Genomic DNA, 14,359 nt, shown 5'->3' with positions numbered 1-14,359 from the left:
CCGTTCATCGACGTCGAGAGGTGGCATCTCTGCGCCGGTCCGTCGCGCGGCACGGACGATTCAGCCGATCCTGCGCGCTGGTGAGAATTGCCTATTTGATGTTCTCGCGGCTTGCGTCTCCCAACAACAGTTCAAGATACGTGACGGGGCGGGCCAGGCATCACCGCCGAGCGCTCCAGCGCCGGCCCCGCTTCCGTCAATGACATGGGGGAATTATGAACATTCGAGTCGACTCTCTTCGTTTTGCATGGATGGCAGCCCTCGCGCTCGCGGGGACCAGCGCTTGCTCCGTCGCGGCGGGAGACGGTGTTCTGGTGGCGGCGGACGAGGACAGCTCGGAGGAGGCGGTCGAGTCCACCGCACAGGCCTTCTCGCTCACCATGCCGCAGCTCGCCGCGGTGCTCGCCGCCTTCAACGCGCTCGAGCTCAGCGACGCGCAGATGGCCCGAGCCAAGGCGTCGGACGCGCACGTCTTGGAGCTCGCCCAGACGCTGTTCGATCATCACACCGCCGCGAGCCAGCAGCTCGGGCTCGCGCTCACGCAGATGGGCATGGCGCCGGTGGACAACGAGATCAGCCTGGCGCTGATCGAGCAGGGCGCGGCGGATCAGCAGCAGCTCACGGGGCTCGCGGGGCCCAGCTTCGACTGGACGTTCGTCAATGTTCAGATCTATCGACACCGGGAGTTCCTCGCCCATCTCCAGGAGCAGATGGCCATCGTGGGGCCCGAGCTGCACCCGGGGCTCTCTCACCTCGTCCCGGAGGTCCTGAGCGCCACGAAGCGGAACCTCTCGTTCGCCACGTCGCTCCTCGCGCTCATCGGCAGCCCGTACATTCCGGAGGGCGGCTATCCGCCCGGCGTCCCCTATTTCGGCAATTACGGCACCTACGGCAGCTACATCGACTACGGCAATTACGGTAACTACGGCAATTACGGTAACTACGGCGGCGGCTTCGCCAACAACGGGCCTTCCTACGGCCCCGTCTACTTCGGCGCCAACGGGCCCTACTCGCCCGCCGTCTCCCCCTACTACGGGGTCTACGGCCGCAGCGCGCCGTCTGGCTTCGGCGCGCCCAGCCCGTACCCCCGCCCGTGAGCCGAGGGGCGCGGCGCGCTACAGGCGGCGCCGTGCCCGGCCGCGATCCGGGATGACCGCGTGGATCTCCGCCTCGCTGAAGCCAGCCGCCCTGTAGAGACGCTTCAGGTGCACCAGCTCGATGTGCGCGCTCTTCGCCACCGAGGCGCGGATGCGGTCGAGCACGCTCAGCCGCTCCAGCGGCAGCCGGGTCGCCTCGACCGTCGAGCGCACCGCCGCCGCCGCCGACTTCACCTCGGCCGCCGCGGCCTGCGCCTTGTCCAGGCTGAGCTTCGGGTGGATCCCCGAGCCGAGCAGCTGCGCGAGCACCTCCAGCCGATCGGGCTGCCCCGTGAGATCGCCGTCCTCGTCGTCGGCGAAGTAGGCCACGCCGCCCGGGAACAGGATCGACAGCGCAGGATCCGCGGAGGGGCGCCCCACGGCGTTCCAGACGTCGTCGGCGACCTTGCCGAGCGCGTCGTCGGCGCGCGCGGACTCCGCCTCGACCTTGGCGAGCAGCGGCTCCGCCTCGGAGCGCGCGGCGTTGCGCTGGGCCTCCACCCCGTCGAAGAGCGTCAGCACGGGCACGAGCCGCTGCTCGGCGAGCTCCCGGAGGGGCCCGCCCTTCGCGGAAGCGCTCTGGAGCGTCGCGCGCACGTCACCGATGATGTCGTCCGCTGGCGCATCCTTGCGAATCACCTCGCCCATGATGTCGATCCTCCTCAGGCTCCAAGGCTGCGGAGTCCAGCGAAACACGACCCGCGAACGCCCCCCGTCGACGCTGTCACCTCGGGCACCATAACGGACCAACGCCCACCCGATCAACCGGATCGCAGCCCTGCGCCGTCGGCCCCGGCGTGAGCCTCCAGCGCGCCTCCCTGGTACACTCTCGCCGTGCACCTCGGCCCGCTTCTGCTCACGGCCCTGCTCGTCCTCCCGCTCGCCGCGCACGCCGGCCAGGCTGGCGATCTGGTCGCCGCCGCGGCGGCCGCGGGGCGTCCGCCCGAGTGCTCGGCGCGATCCGGCCGGGCCATCGCGCGGGGGCCCACGGTCTGGGAGCGCGCGCGGGCGCCTGAGCTCCCGCGCTACTGCGACCTGCTCGCGCGCGGCCAGGCGCAGCTCGGCGGCGACGCCGAGGCGGCGCGCGAGTCGGCGCGCCTCGCCGACCAGCTCCTCCCGGGGCACGCCGCGCCGCAGGTCCTGCTCGCCCGCGCGGCCCTCGCGCTCGGCTCGCCCGAGGACGCCGCGCGCGCCTTCGAGCGGGCGCGGAGCGTCGATCCCCGCAGCGTCGAGGATCCGCAGACGATGCACGACCTCGCGCGCTCGCTCGCCCGCACCGGCAAGCGCGGCGAGGCGATCGCGATCTACCGCGCGCTCGTCCCGCGGATCGATCTGCTCGGGACCGCGGACCAGCGCGCGCTCGTGCTGCTCGAGGCGGCGCACCTGTCGATGGCCACCGCGGGCGCGGCGTCCGTCGCCGACGCGAGCGCGAGGCCGCCCGCCGGCGCGCACGGAGAGGCGGCCGCCCGCGGGGACCTCGACGAGGCGATCGCCTACCTGCGCGAGGCGCGCCTGCGCGCGCAGACGCAGCTCGCCCGCGACGTCACGCTGTCGCTCGCGCTCGCGCTGGACCGCTCCGGCGACAAGGCCCAGGCGGACGCCGCGCTCGAAGGCGACGCGACCGCGCTGGAGGCCGCGCGCCCGCGCGGGGAGGGCGCGCGCGGGCGCGCGGAAGACCGAGGCGCCGGTGCGGCAGCGCGCGAGCGGACCGCGGACGACCTCGCCAGCGCGGCGGCGCGCCTGCGCACCGTCGAGTACCTCGCGGTCCCGGAGGACAGGCTCGCCCTCGAGGCGCTCGCGCTGGAGCGGGCCATGACGGCGGCCGCGATCGCGCGCTGGGAGGCGTACCTGTCGGGCGCCGGCGGCCAGGGGCCATGGGCCCCGGCGGCGCGCGCGCGCCTCGACGCGCTCCGGCGAGGCGCAGGCGGCGGGGCGCGCCCGCGCGCCCCGCAGGAGCGGAGCGCGGCGCCGCGGCCAAGCGCGGGAGGGGCGCGGTGACGCGGTCATCGCTCCCGCCCCGGCGGTCGCCCCTGCCGTGGCGCTCGCGCCTGCCGGGCATCGCGGCGCTCCTTGCGTTCGCGCTCGCGGCGGGGCCCCTCCACGCAGCGCCGACGGTCTGGTCCCGCGCGCTCGATCCGGCGGCCGACGAGCGCGAGGAGCTCATCTCCCAGGCGGACGCGCTCCTCGCGCGGTACGACCAGCTCCGGCGCTCGCCGCTCCTGGAGCGGGTCGAGGAGATCGGCCCGCTCTGGCTGCGCGAGGCGCGCGCCCTGTACGAGCGCGCCGGCGCGGCGACGTCGCGCACCCCTTCGGTGCGGCTGCGCTACGCCGACATCCTGGAGCACCTCGGCGACGTGCAGGGCGCCGTCGCGACGCTCGAGGGGCTCCTGCGGCTCCAGCCTCCGGCGCCTTTCCGGGCCGACGCGTGGCACGCGCTGGCGGTCTGCTACGCGCGGCTCGGCAGGTACACGGACGAGATCGAGGCGTACGACGAGGCGCTGGTGCTCGAGCCGCACGCGGTCTCGCGGGCGCTGCTGCTGGCCAACCAGGCCGAGGCCTACATGGCGCTCGGCGACATCACGTCGGCGGTCGAGGGGTACCGCGCCTCGCTCTCGACCCTCGGGTCGCTCGATATGGTCCGTTACGGCGTGACCACGCTCTGGGGGCTCGCGGTGGCGCTCGACCGGTCCGGCGACCTGGAGGGAGGCATCGAGAACATCCGGCTCGCGAGGACCTACGACCGGGCCGATCAGCAGATCAACGGCGCCGGCTGGTTCTACGTGCCTGCCCACGACGAGGCCTGGTACGCGGCGCTCGGCCACTGGGCCGCGGCGCGGAGCGCCGAGCTCGGCGCCGCGCGCGCGGAGGCCTACCTGCAGGCCGTCACCGCGTGGGAGTCCTACATCGCCCGGGCTCCGGGGAACGATCACTGGCTGCCGCTGGCGAAGGCGCGGCGGGCGCAGTGCGAGAGGGAATCGGAACAGACCCTGAAGCGCCTGCGCAAGCTCGCGGCGCCACAGCGGCGCTGAGCCGAGGCGGCGCGCGCTTCAGCATCTGGACGGCCGCGCGCCGCTTCCGCCCGCTCCGGCGACGCACGGCGAAGGACGGCCGCGCGTGCGCGTGGTTACCGATGGCGCTCTGGTCGTACAGCGCACAGCGGGCGATGGCGAGAGCCCCCTTTACGACCCCGGCCGGCGGGTTCACCTTAACGTGGTCGCCCTCGCGCGCGGGGGCGGCGCCGGCCAGCTCACCCCGGACGGAGGATCCATCGAGATGCGTGACTCGGTGTTCGATGAGCATGTGCTCTGGTCCGGACGCCCCAAGGTCGTCGCGACGCCGATGCTCTACCTCGTGGGCGCGGCGGTCTGCGGCGTGACCTCCGCGATCAGCACCGCGTCCGCCATCGTCGTGAGCAAGGCGCTCGACGCGTCGCCGAACCAGCTGCTCGCCTTCGCGGCCTGGATGGCGAGCCTCGCGGTGGCGTTCAGCTACCTGCCGCGCTGGTGGCGCTCGGAGCTGGAGTACATGCTCACCGATCGGCACATCGTCGTGCAGCGCGGGAAGCTCCGGCGCTCCATCGAGCGGCGGTCGATCAGCTACGCGCGCATCCACTGGAACCCGAAGCACCCCGGCGTCGGCGACCTCGAGCTCGTCAGGGCGGTGCCGACCGGCGCCCTCCGGCGGCGGCTGTCGATCGTGCTGACCGGGGTCGTGGCCCCGGATCGCGTCTGGGCGATCCTCCGGGGCGTGGTCCCGTCGGCGCCCGCGGGCGACGGTCACCGCCTGCTCTCGCAGCGCCTCGACGAGGGCGAGCGGGTGCTCTGGTCGGCGCACCCGGCCGACGGCTGGCACAAGTGGCTCCCGAACGGCCTGCGCGGCGTCGGCTCGGTGCTGCTCGGCGTGCTCCTCGGCGGCTTCGCGGTGGTCACGGCGATGCACGCCGTGCGCAGCATCCGCATCGTGACCGCGGCGGGCATGGATCCGGAGAGCGTCTCCTTCGTGGCGCTCGTCGCGTCCCTCTCGCTCACGATCGTGCTGCTCGTCGCCGCGGGCGCGGCGATGCTCTACATGTCGGTGGTGCGCCCCGCGCGGCTCTCGGCGCGGACGCGGTACCTCATCACCGACCGGCGCGTGCTCATCCAGCGGGGCGACGAGGAGCTGCACCTCGATCGCTCGCGCATCGTCGACGTGATCGACGCGCCGGGCGCCGGGGGCCTGAGGGACGTGTTCCTCGTGCTCGACGGCCCGCGCGCCCGCGCCGTCGCCGCGAGCGGCGCCTTCGGCGAGGCCCCGGGCGCCGGGCTCCAGCCGGTGCTGCACCGGGTCACGGACGTGGACTCGGTACGGCAGATCCTGCGGCCGGCGTAGTCCGCTGCGCGGTGCCGTTCAGACTGGATCTCGAGGGCTGCCTCACACGCGAGCCCCGATCCTGCGCCTCCGAGCTCAGCAGTGTACCCCGCGCACGCTGGATCAGGGTAAGGGACCCCCATGCCGATCGTTCAGATCTCCGATCCGCAGCAGCCGGCGCCGACGAGCTGCGGCGTCATCGTCTTCCGCCTCGATCTCCAGACGGGCAATGTCGACGGCACCTTCGCCCTCGCCCTCTACGAGGGTGAGCTCGCGCGCGAGACCGGAACCAAGATCAGCGGCCCGCCGGGAGATTTCGCGGGCGAGTACTCGGTCACCACCCTGCGCCCCGACGGGACCACGTTCGCCCGAGGCCGCATGATCGCTCAGCGGCTCGGCACGCAGGGCGTCTACCTGGTCCGCTGGGAACTCGAGCCGGTCCCGGAGGCGCTCCAGGAGCTCGGTTATGTCCCGGGGACGCGGCTCATCTACGAGGCGATAGGGATGACGCTCAGAGGCGGCGCGGAGATCGCGGTCGCCTGGGACAACAACGTCTTCGCGCGGCGCTGGCCCCAGGGATCCGCCCCGCAATAGAGCGGTTTTCAGCTGAGCCTGGTACGAGCGTCGCAGAGCGGCGGTCTCAGCCGGGCAACGCGACGATGAACGTCGCGCCCTCGCCTTCCTTTCCATCGACCCGGAGCGTGCCCCGGTGGGCCTGGACGATGTCGTAGCTCAGCGACAGCCCGAGCCCCGTGCCCTGGCCCGTGGGCTTCGTCGTGAAGAACGGGTGGAAGATCTTGTCCCGCAGCGCCTCGGGGACGCCGACCCCGTTGTCGCGCACCCGGATCTCGACCTCGCGCCCGAGCCGCCGCGTGCTCACCATCAGCGTCGGCACGTACGGCCCGGCCGCCGAGCGCTGCTTCTCTCGCAGCGCGTGGAAGGCGTTCGTCAGGAGGTTCACGAACACCCGCCCGATCTCCTGCGGCACCAGCTCGATCGCGCCCACCGCCCCGTCGTAATCGCGCTCGATGATCACGTTCAGATCGAGCTTCTGCGCCCGCATCCCGTGGTAGGCGAGGCTCACGTACTGATCGAGCAGCCCGTTCAGCCCGACGCTCTGGCGCTCCCCCGTGCCGCCGCTCGCGTGCTGCATCATCCCCCGCACGATCCCGTCGGTGCGCCGCCCGTTCTCGGCGATCTTCTCGGCGCTCTGCTTCAGGCTCACCACCAGATCCTCGATCTCGGCGACCCGGAGATCCCGGTTCGACGCGAGCCCGTCCAGGATCTCGGCGGCGATATCGACGTTCGCCTCGGCGAAGTTGTTGATGAAGTTGAGCGGGTTCTTGATCTCGTGCGCGATGCCCGCGGTGAGCTGCCCGAGCGAGGCCATCTTCTCCGATTGCACGAGCTGGAACTGCGTCGCCTTGAGGTGATGCAGCGCCTCCTCGAGGTCGGCGTTCTTCTTCCGCAGCTCCGCCGTCCGCTCCCCGACCCGCTGCTCGAGCTGCCCGTAGAGCACCGCGTTCTCGATGGACACGGCCATCTGGGCCGAGAGCAGCCGCAAGACCTCCAGCCGCTCCTGCGTGAACGCGCCCGTGGCCAGGTTGTTCTCGAGATAGAGCACGCCGATGAGCTTGCCCTGGTTGAGGAGCGGCATGCACAGGACCGACCGCGTCTGGTTCCGGGTGATGTAGGGGCTCTGGGTGAAATCGCCCTCGTGCGCCGCGTCGCCGAGCAGCACGCTCTCGCGGGTCCGCTCCACGTAGACCGCGATGCTCTCCGCGAACTGCCCCCCCTCCACGGACGACACCAGATCCAGCTCCTTGACCGCAGGGGCGGCCCGCGGGTCGGCCGGATCCACGCGCGCCTCCACGCTGGGGATGAGCTCCTCGCCCTGCGCGAGCAGCAAGACGCCGCGCTCGGCCCCCGCGTTCTCGATGACGATGGTCATCAGCTTGGTGAGCAGCCGCTCCAGCACGAGCTCGCTGGCGATCGCCTGCGACGCCTTGAGCACGCTGCCCAGATCGAGCACCCGCGACGTCTGCTGCCGGGTGCTCGTGGTGGTGAGCGTCGTCCGGTCGAGGGGCGCCTCGGCCAGCGGCTGCGGCGGGTTGAGCTCCGCGTCGAGCAGCGCCACCTTGCGCCGCGCGCCCCAGAGCTCGAAGCCATAACGCGCGTCGGCAAGGTAATCTCTGCCGAGCCGCTCCTTCCCGCGCCGGAGCCAGAACCTGCCATAGAGCTCGCTCGCGAGCGCCTCGTCCTGGAGGAACCCGTGAGCCCTCGCCGCGGTGATGGCGCGCTCGTACAGCTCGATGGCCTCCCCGGTCTCGCCCGCGAGCCGCCCGAGCTCGGCCCCGACCAGCGCGTGCATGTGCGAGAACGTCTCCGGGCAGACCTCCGCCCAGCGCCCCAGTTGATCCCGCCTCGCCGCGGCGGCCTCCTGCAAGGCCCGCCGCTCGTCCGCCCCGGCGCCGTCGGCCAGCGCCGCGAGGCAGAGCGCGTGATGAAACTGGTGCTCCGCCGACGCCACGTTGCCGGTGACCGCCGAGATGAGCGCCTCGGCCCTCGTCGCCGCGGCGCGCGCACCCGCCAGATCGCCGTGCAGGTACAGCGTCTGCGTCTTCAGGATGTGATGGTAACAGAGCGCCATCACGCTCTGGTTCGCCTCGCACGCGGCCAGGTAGTCGGCCTCGGCGGCGGGATCCGGCGCGGCGGCCCCGGCGCTGCCCGAGAGGTCCGCGAGCGCGAGCTCCAGCCCGCGGATGATGTCGATCGCGATCTGGTTCTTGCTCTTCTGGTTGAAGTGCAGAAACTCGGGCAGATCCGCGAGCACCTGGGCGAGGGGCTTGCCCTCATACAGCTGGTTGAACAGCTTGTAGATGAGGATATAGCCCGCGTACCGCAGCTCCCCGGCCTCGAGCCCCGCCTTGTACCCAGCGTCATTGACCGCCTGGGCCGCCGGCAGGTGCTTCACCCACGGCAACAGGAAATTGCCGAGGGCGAAGCAGCTGTTGCAGACGTCGCCGGGGCTGTTGAACCGCTCGCCGAGCCGCACCGCGAGCACCCCCATCTCGTAGCCTGCGAGCTGCTGGCCCCGGAACCCCGAGAGCACGATCCCGTAGAACGCGAAGATCGAGCAGGCGCCGGGGGCGAGCCCGTACTGGAGGCTCAGGCCGACCGACTTCGTGACGGTGAACGCGTAGAGCTGCCGGTCCACGTAGAACGTCGCCGAGAGCACGTTCGAGAGCAGCTTGAGCGCGGCCTTGCCGGCGGGGTCCTCCACGGCGGGCGCCTCCAGCAGCGACTCGAGGGGGCGATCGCCGAGCCGGCGGTCGACGTCCGCGAGCTCCGCCTCGAGCGCCGCGCCGAGATCCCGCTCGGGCAGGTCGATGCCGAGCAGGGCGAGCCCGCGCCGGGCCACGTCGATGGCCTCCGCGTACCGCCCGACCATGGTGCAATGGCTGACCAGCGCGTCGTAGACGCTGGCCTGCTCGAGCGGCGTCCGCGCGTGATCGAGCAGCGCCCGGGCGAGCGTCTCGGCGCGCGCGTGGTTGCCGTTGAGCCCCTCGGCCTCCGCGAGCGCGCGGTGGAGATCCGCGGTGAGATCGTGGTGCTCTCCCCAGGAGCCCTCGGGCAGGAGCGCGAGCCCCACGGCGAGGTACTCCCGCGCCGCGGCATAGGCTGTGGAGCTCTTCGCCCGCTTCCCGGCCTCCAGGTTCAGCCGGGCGATCTCGAGCCGCTCGACCGGATCCGTGACGAGGCCCCGCCCCTGGTTCAGGTGCGTCGCGAGCTGGAAGATCCGCTCGGCCCGCTCCGGCCCGCTGATCTTCGAGAGGAGCAGCCGCCCGATCCTGAGGTGCACCGCGGGCCGCTCCGCCTCCTCGACGAGCGCATACGCCGCCTGCTGCACCCGGTCGTGCAAGAACCGGTAATGCCGCACGAGCAGCGAGGGATTTGTCGAGTCCTGGACCACCTCGAGCTCGGAGGCCGGGAGCAGGAGCCCCTCCAGCGCCGCCGCGAACAGCGCCTGGGACAGCGCCTCCTCGGACCTGCCCGCCACCAGCGAGAGCGCGCGCCCGTCGATCTCGCTGCCCATGCAGGCGCCGAGGCTGAGCGCCTGCTGGGTCGCGGCCGGCAGGCTGCGGATCTTGCCGATCATGAGATCGATGATGCCGTCGGTGACGCCCTTCGCCTCGATCCGGCCGAGGTCCCATTGCCACCGCCCCCGCTGCCGGTCGAAGGCGATGAAGCCTTCCTTGTGCACCGCCTTCAGCAGCTCGCTCACGAACAGCGGGTTGCCCTCGGTCTTGCGCACGATGAGCTCCGCCAGCGGGCGGACCCGCTCCGGCTCCGCGTGCATGGCCTGGCCGAGCAGCTCCTCCACGTGCTCGCGCGCGAGCGGCCCGAGGTGGATCTCGCGCACCGCCGTCCCGTACGCGCGGATGGCCGCGAGCGTCATCGTGAGCGGGTGAGCCGGCCCGACCTCGTTGTCCCTGTAGGCCCCGATCAGGAAGAGGTGCGCCAGTCGCTCCTCCCCGAGCACCCGCTCGAGCAGCCGCAGGCTGGCCGCGTCGGCCCATTGCAGGTCGTCGAGGAAGATGACGAGCGGGTGCTCCCGCTTCGCGAAGACGCGCAGGAAGCGCTCGAGCACCAGGTTGAAGCGGTTCTGCGTCTCCGTCGGCCCGAGCTCGGGCACCGGCGGCTGCGGCCCGAGGATCGCCTCCACCTCGGGGATCACGTCGAGGATGACCTGCCCGTTCTGGCCGAGCGCGCCGCGCAGCGCCTCCTGCCACCCCGCGAGCCGCGCCTGGCTCTCCCCGAGGATCTGCCGCACCAGCGACCGGAACGCCGCCACCACGGCCGCGTAGGGCGTCGCCCGCTGGAGCTGGTCGTATTTGCCGCCGATGAAGTACCCCCGCCGCCGCGTGATCGGCTCGTACAGCTCGCGCACGAGCGCGCTCTTGCCGATGCCCGAGGAGCCGGTCACGAGGAGCAGCTCGGCCGCCCCGCGCGCCCCCTCGACGGCGCTCCGCGCGCCCTGCGCGACCCGCTCGAAGGTCGAGAGCAGCGCCTCCACCTCGCGCTCCCTGCCGTAGAGCCGCTGGGGGATCTGGAACCGCTCCGGCACGTCGCGCGCCCCGAGGTCGATCGCCCCCACCGCGCCCGTCTCGCGGAGCGCCGCGATGCACGCCGCGAGATCCGCCTTGATGCCGTACGTGCTCTGGTATCTCGCCTCGGGCGCCTTCTCCAGGAGCCGCATCACCACGTCCGACACCGCCCTCGGCACGCCTTTCGCCCGCGCGTGAGGCGGCGCCGGGAGCCTCGCCAGGTGGCAGTGCACGAGCTCCATCGCGTCCTGCGCCGGGAAGGGGAGCGCCCCGGTGAAGAGCTCGTAGAGGGTGACGCCGAGCGAGTAGAAGTCGGTGCGGTAATCGATCGCCCGGTTGGTCCGGCCGGTCTGCTCGGGGGCGATGTACATGAGCGTCCCGTCGAGCACGTCCGGGCTCTTGAGGACGGGGTTCTCCCGCGAGAGCACGGTGGAGATGCCAAAGTCGATGATGGCGAGCCGCTCCCGCTCCGCGCTCCAGACGATGTTCGAGGGGTTGATGTCCTTGTGGATGATGCGCTGCTCGTGGAGCTGCCCGAGCGCGTCCACGACACGGACGGCGATGTCCAGCGCCTCGGCGAGCGGCGGCGTCCCCCGGCGCAGCAGCCTGTCCAGCGACTCCCCGCCGAAGTCCTCGATAGCCATGGTCCAGCCCTGCAGCTCGAGCCCGAGGCCATAGGCCCGGGGGACGCAGGGCAGCTCGATCCCGCGCTGCATATCGTATTCGCGCTGGAACCAGGCGAGCCGCTCGGGAGACGGGCGGAGCGGCTTCAGGATCTTGAGGATGAGGGGCTCCCCGTCCGCCTTGCGCAGGGCGCGGCAGACGCGGGTGTTGGTGCTGTCGTAGACCTGAGCCTGTATCTCGTACCCGGGCAGGACCATGCTGGATCTAGCCTCGAAGCGCCACGGGGCAGCGGGGCGAGTGGCGGAGGGCGGCGCTCATGGGAGCGGATTGGACCACGGTCCGCGGGACAAAGCCATGTCCCCGCCGGGCCGGCGCTCCTTCGACGCGCCTTCGACGCTCCTTTGACCGAACGCGCGCGCGGCGCCTCCTCCCGCCGGAGGTGGCCGCGAGGCGGCCCACATTGACGCCCGTATTGCGGTGCTGATAACAAGACCCCTCATGCTCCGCTCAATGGGGGGAAAGGTCCTCGCGCCGTGGATCCTGCTGGTGGGCCTCGGAGGTTGTTCCAAGCCGCCCCCGTGCGCGCCCGTCCAGATCCACGAGCGGAAGCACCCGTTCATCGCCTTCGATCGCCACGACATCCCCGCCCTGCGCCAGCGGGTCACCCAGGACCCTTACAAGACCTGGATGGACGATGTCCGCCGCGGCCCGCCGGGGCAGGGCCACCCGTGCGGGGCCCCCTCCACGAATACGGACGTAAAAGAATACCAGCTCTCCAACTGCGCGCTGTACGGGGCCCTCTCCTGGGTGATCGAGCAGCGCGGCGACGCGTTGAAGGCGGCGCGCGACGCGCTGCTGAAGGCGGGCGACACCGCCACCGGCTGGAACCAGACGCCTGGCGCCTGGTACTGGGGCGGAGCCCTGCTCAACTACGCCTACACCTACGACCTCGTACAGCCGGCGCTGAGCGCGGACGACGACGCGGCCATCCGCGACAAGCTCGAGGACGCGCTCGGGAAGACGATGGATGTGTACGAAGAGTTCAACACAACGTACGTCACCAACTTCCGCTATCGCGTGGGCAGCGGCGCGGCCACGCTGAGCTACACCCTGGGCGAGCACGATCACGCCTGCACCGTCGAGCGCGATCTCTTCGGCGACGCGCCGCTGGAGTCGCTCTTCGCCCTCCGCTCCTACGGCCCTTACGTGCAAGCCTGCCTCACCCAGGACGGCACCTACGTCGAGGGCCCGAGCTACCAGGACGACGTGTTCTCGGTGATGCTGCCCTACCTCCAGGCCATGAAGCGGCTCTCCGGGGGGGCGCACGACGGCCGGGATTACATCAACGCGGTGAACACGCCCGCTGCCTGGGGCAATGACACCCGCATCGCCCGCATGCTCCGCTACGGGGCCGCCCTCTCCATGCCGGACGGCAACGCGGCCACCATCGAGACCGGATGGCGCGAGCCCCTGCAGCTGAGCAGCATCGCCGCCAGCATGCTCAGCGAGAAAGAGGGGCGCCGCGACGCGAAGGGCTTCTATGGCTGGCTCAGCGCGAAGGGCAAGGCCGCCGTCAACAACCCGGTCTACAGCATCCTCTATACCGATCCCGACATCGCCAAGGCCGCCGCCGGGGGCCAGGAGCCCTCGTACACCTCGATCGTCACCTCGGACATGACCTCGCTGCGCTCGGGCTGGAGCGCGGACGCGGTTCACCTGCTGATGACCACCGAGCACGAGTACCGGCCGTCCTCGCACAGCCAGCCCGACCAGACGAGCTTCCTCCTGCACGCGAAGGGGCAATACCTGATCATCGATCCGGGCGACGGCCGCAACTACGATCCCGCGGGCAGCTCCCACACCTCGCTGTTCTACTGGGTCAACTTCAGCCCGGAGTCGCACAACCTGGTCACCGTCGACAGCTTCAAGGGGATCCGGGACACTTACCAGACGCCCGCGTGGCGCCAGCTCGGTGTCTTCAGCGACCTGACCCGGCCCGTGGACGATCCGGCGATCCTGCGGGCCTCCTTCCTGACCGGGGAGCTCGACTCCTCGACGGTCACGATCGACGACTACGTCAACGTGCCCGACGTGTCCACGCGGCGGACGGCGGCGCTCGCGCGGAGGAGCTACGTGGTCGTCTTCGATCACATGATCTCCTCGGGCGTCGGCTCGGCCCAACCGATGCTCCACTATTACGACACCCACCTCCATTACAGCGGTTGGCTGGGCTGCCGGCCGGGCGCGCCCGCCATCTGCACCGACTACGCCACCGCGAGGCCCACCTCGTCCAGCACCCAGGTGGACTGCGGCGACGTCTGCGGCGAGGTCCGGATGGCCAGCGACCTGGCGGCGGAGGCAGCGACCGGGCTCGCCCCGAGCGCGCCGATCCCGCCGGACGCTGCCGGCCGCGCTCCGTCCGCTCCCACGGCGGGCCGGCTGGTGTGGGCAACGCGGACCGACGACGGCAAGCGCGAGCTCGAGCTCGACGTGGTCTACGTCCCCCGACCTGACGCCTTCTCGGTCGATCGAAGCGGCTTCACCAACTTCTTCCCGAACATGACCTTCCGGCACCCGTTCTCGGTGGCGCGCTACATCGCCTCCAGCACGCAATGGCTGACCGTGCTCTACCCGCGCGACCTCACCGCGGGCGAGCCGAAGCCGGCGGTCGAGGCGCTCAAGGTGAGCGGCGGGAGCGGCTCGGCCGCGCTGGTCTCCATCGCGGAGCAAGACACGCAGGATCTCGCGCTGGTCTCCGACGGCGCGCAGCCGGTGGAGGTCGGCGACGGTCCGCGCGTGCCCTCCGCGAAGCTGCAGGGTCGCAGCGCGCTGCTGCTCCTGCGCCACAGGGCGCTCGAGCGCGCCCAGGTCGACGCCGGCACCTCGCTGAGCGTCGGCGGCCGCGCCCTGCTGCTCGCCACGTCGCCCGTGTCCGCGTCGCTCCGGCCCGAGGGCGCCGGCGTCGCCGCGGAGCTGGTGCTCTCGAGCGCGGCGCAGGTCGGCATCGCCGTCTCCCAGAAGGACGCGCAGCTCACCCTCGACGGCAAGCCCGCGCCGACGCGCTACGACGCTGCCAGCGGCACGGCCTCGACGAGCGTGCCCCAGGGCCGCCACCGCCTCGCGGCGCGCTGAGGCGCTTCGAGC

General features: G+C 71.9%; 8 protein-coding genes. 6 read left to right on the top strand and 2 right to left on the bottom strand.

Translation table 11 applies throughout. The annotated features are described in order from the left end of the window. Positions 1–251 precede the first annotated feature (251 nt). A complete protein-coding gene (locus tag WME82_RS48050; RefSeq protein WP_438040801.1) occupies positions 252–1,097 on the top strand; it encodes a DUF4142 domain-containing protein in 846 nt (281 codons plus the stop codon). Positions 1,098–1,115: 18 nt separating this feature from the next. Here WME82_RS48050 and WME82_RS48045 read toward each other — a convergent pair whose 3' ends face one another. Further along, positions 1,116–1,784 carry a hypothetical protein gene (locus tag WME82_RS48045; RefSeq protein WP_437743128.1) on the bottom strand — a complete coding sequence of 223 codons (669 nt, stop codon included), beginning with the start codon at positions 1,782–1,784 and terminating at the stop codon, positions 1,116–1,118. Between the two features lie 186 nt (positions 1,785–1,970). On the opposite strand from WME82_RS48045, the gene WME82_RS48040 reads away from it, so the two are divergent. The 4 genes from WME82_RS48040 to WME82_RS48025 all read left to right on the top strand — a co-directional run bounded on the left by WME82_RS48040 (position 1,971) and on the right by WME82_RS48025 (position 6,077). Further along, positions 1,971–3,134 (top strand): hypothetical protein, encoded by a 1,164-nt coding sequence (locus WME82_RS48040; RefSeq protein ID WP_438040800.1) that lies wholly within the window; start codon positions 1,971–1,973, stop codon positions 3,132–3,134. Then, positions 3,131–4,165 (top strand): tetratricopeptide repeat protein, encoded by a 1,035-nt coding sequence (locus tag WME82_RS48035; RefSeq protein ID WP_438040799.1) that lies wholly within the window; start codon positions 3,131–3,133, stop codon positions 4,163–4,165. The genes WME82_RS48040 and WME82_RS48035 overlap by 4 nt, the downstream gene beginning before the upstream one ends. Before the next feature lie 244 nt (positions 4,166–4,409). Next, a complete protein-coding gene (locus tag WME82_RS48030; RefSeq protein ID WP_437855592.1) occupies positions 4,410–5,504 on the top strand; it encodes a hypothetical protein in 1,095 nt (364 codons plus the stop codon). A gap of 120 nt (positions 5,505–5,624) precedes the next feature. Continuing rightward, on the top strand, positions 5,625–6,077 hold the full coding sequence (locus WME82_RS48025; RefSeq protein ID WP_438040798.1) for a hypothetical protein: 453 nt from the start codon (positions 5,625–5,627) through the stop codon (positions 6,075–6,077). Positions 6,078–6,123: 46 nt separating this feature from the next. On the opposite strand, the gene WME82_RS48020 is transcribed toward WME82_RS48025, so the two are convergent. After that, on the bottom strand, positions 6,124–11,472 hold the full coding sequence (locus tag WME82_RS48020; protein ID WP_438040797.1) for an AAA family ATPase: 5,349 nt from the start codon (positions 11,470–11,472) through the stop codon (positions 6,124–6,126). Between the two features lie 241 nt (positions 11,473–11,713). Between WME82_RS48020 and WME82_RS48015 the strand changes: the two genes are divergently transcribed. Further along, a complete protein-coding gene (locus tag WME82_RS48015) occupies positions 11,714–14,347 on the top strand; it encodes a hypothetical protein (protein WP_438040796.1) in 2,634 nt (877 codons plus the stop codon). Positions 14,348–14,359 lie beyond the last annotated feature (12 nt).

Origin of the sequence: Sorangium sp. So ce128 (genome assembly GCF_051525245.1) — a bacterium.
Taxonomy (GTDB): Bacteria; Myxococcota_A; Polyangia; order Polyangiales; family Polyangiaceae; genus Sorangium; species Sorangium cellulosum_B.
The sequence above is the reverse complement of the archived record's forward strand: the minus strand, read 5'-3'. Positions and strand labels throughout refer to the sequence as shown.

Coding starts and splice junctions, on each gene's coding strand:
- WME82_RS48050 (WP_438040801.1), top strand. CDS start 252: ATGGCAGCCCTCGCGCTCGCGGGGACCAGCGCTTGCTCCGTCGCGGCG.
- WME82_RS48045 (WP_437743128.1), bottom strand. CDS start 1,784: ATGGGCGAGGTGATTCGCAAGGATGCGCCAGCGGACGACATCATCGGT.
- WME82_RS48030 (WP_437855592.1), top strand. CDS start 4,410: ATGCGTGACTCGGTGTTCGATGAGCATGTGCTCTGGTCCGGACGCCCC.
- WME82_RS48025 (WP_438040798.1), top strand. CDS start 5,625: ATGCCGATCGTTCAGATCTCCGATCCGCAGCAGCCGGCGCCGACGAGC.
- WME82_RS48020 (WP_438040797.1), bottom strand. CDS start 11,472: ATGGTCCTGCCCGGGTACGAGATACAGGCTCAGGTCTACGACAGCACC.
- WME82_RS48015 (WP_438040796.1), top strand. CDS start 11,714: ATGCTCCGCTCAATGGGGGGAAAGGTCCTCGCGCCGTGGATCCTGCTG.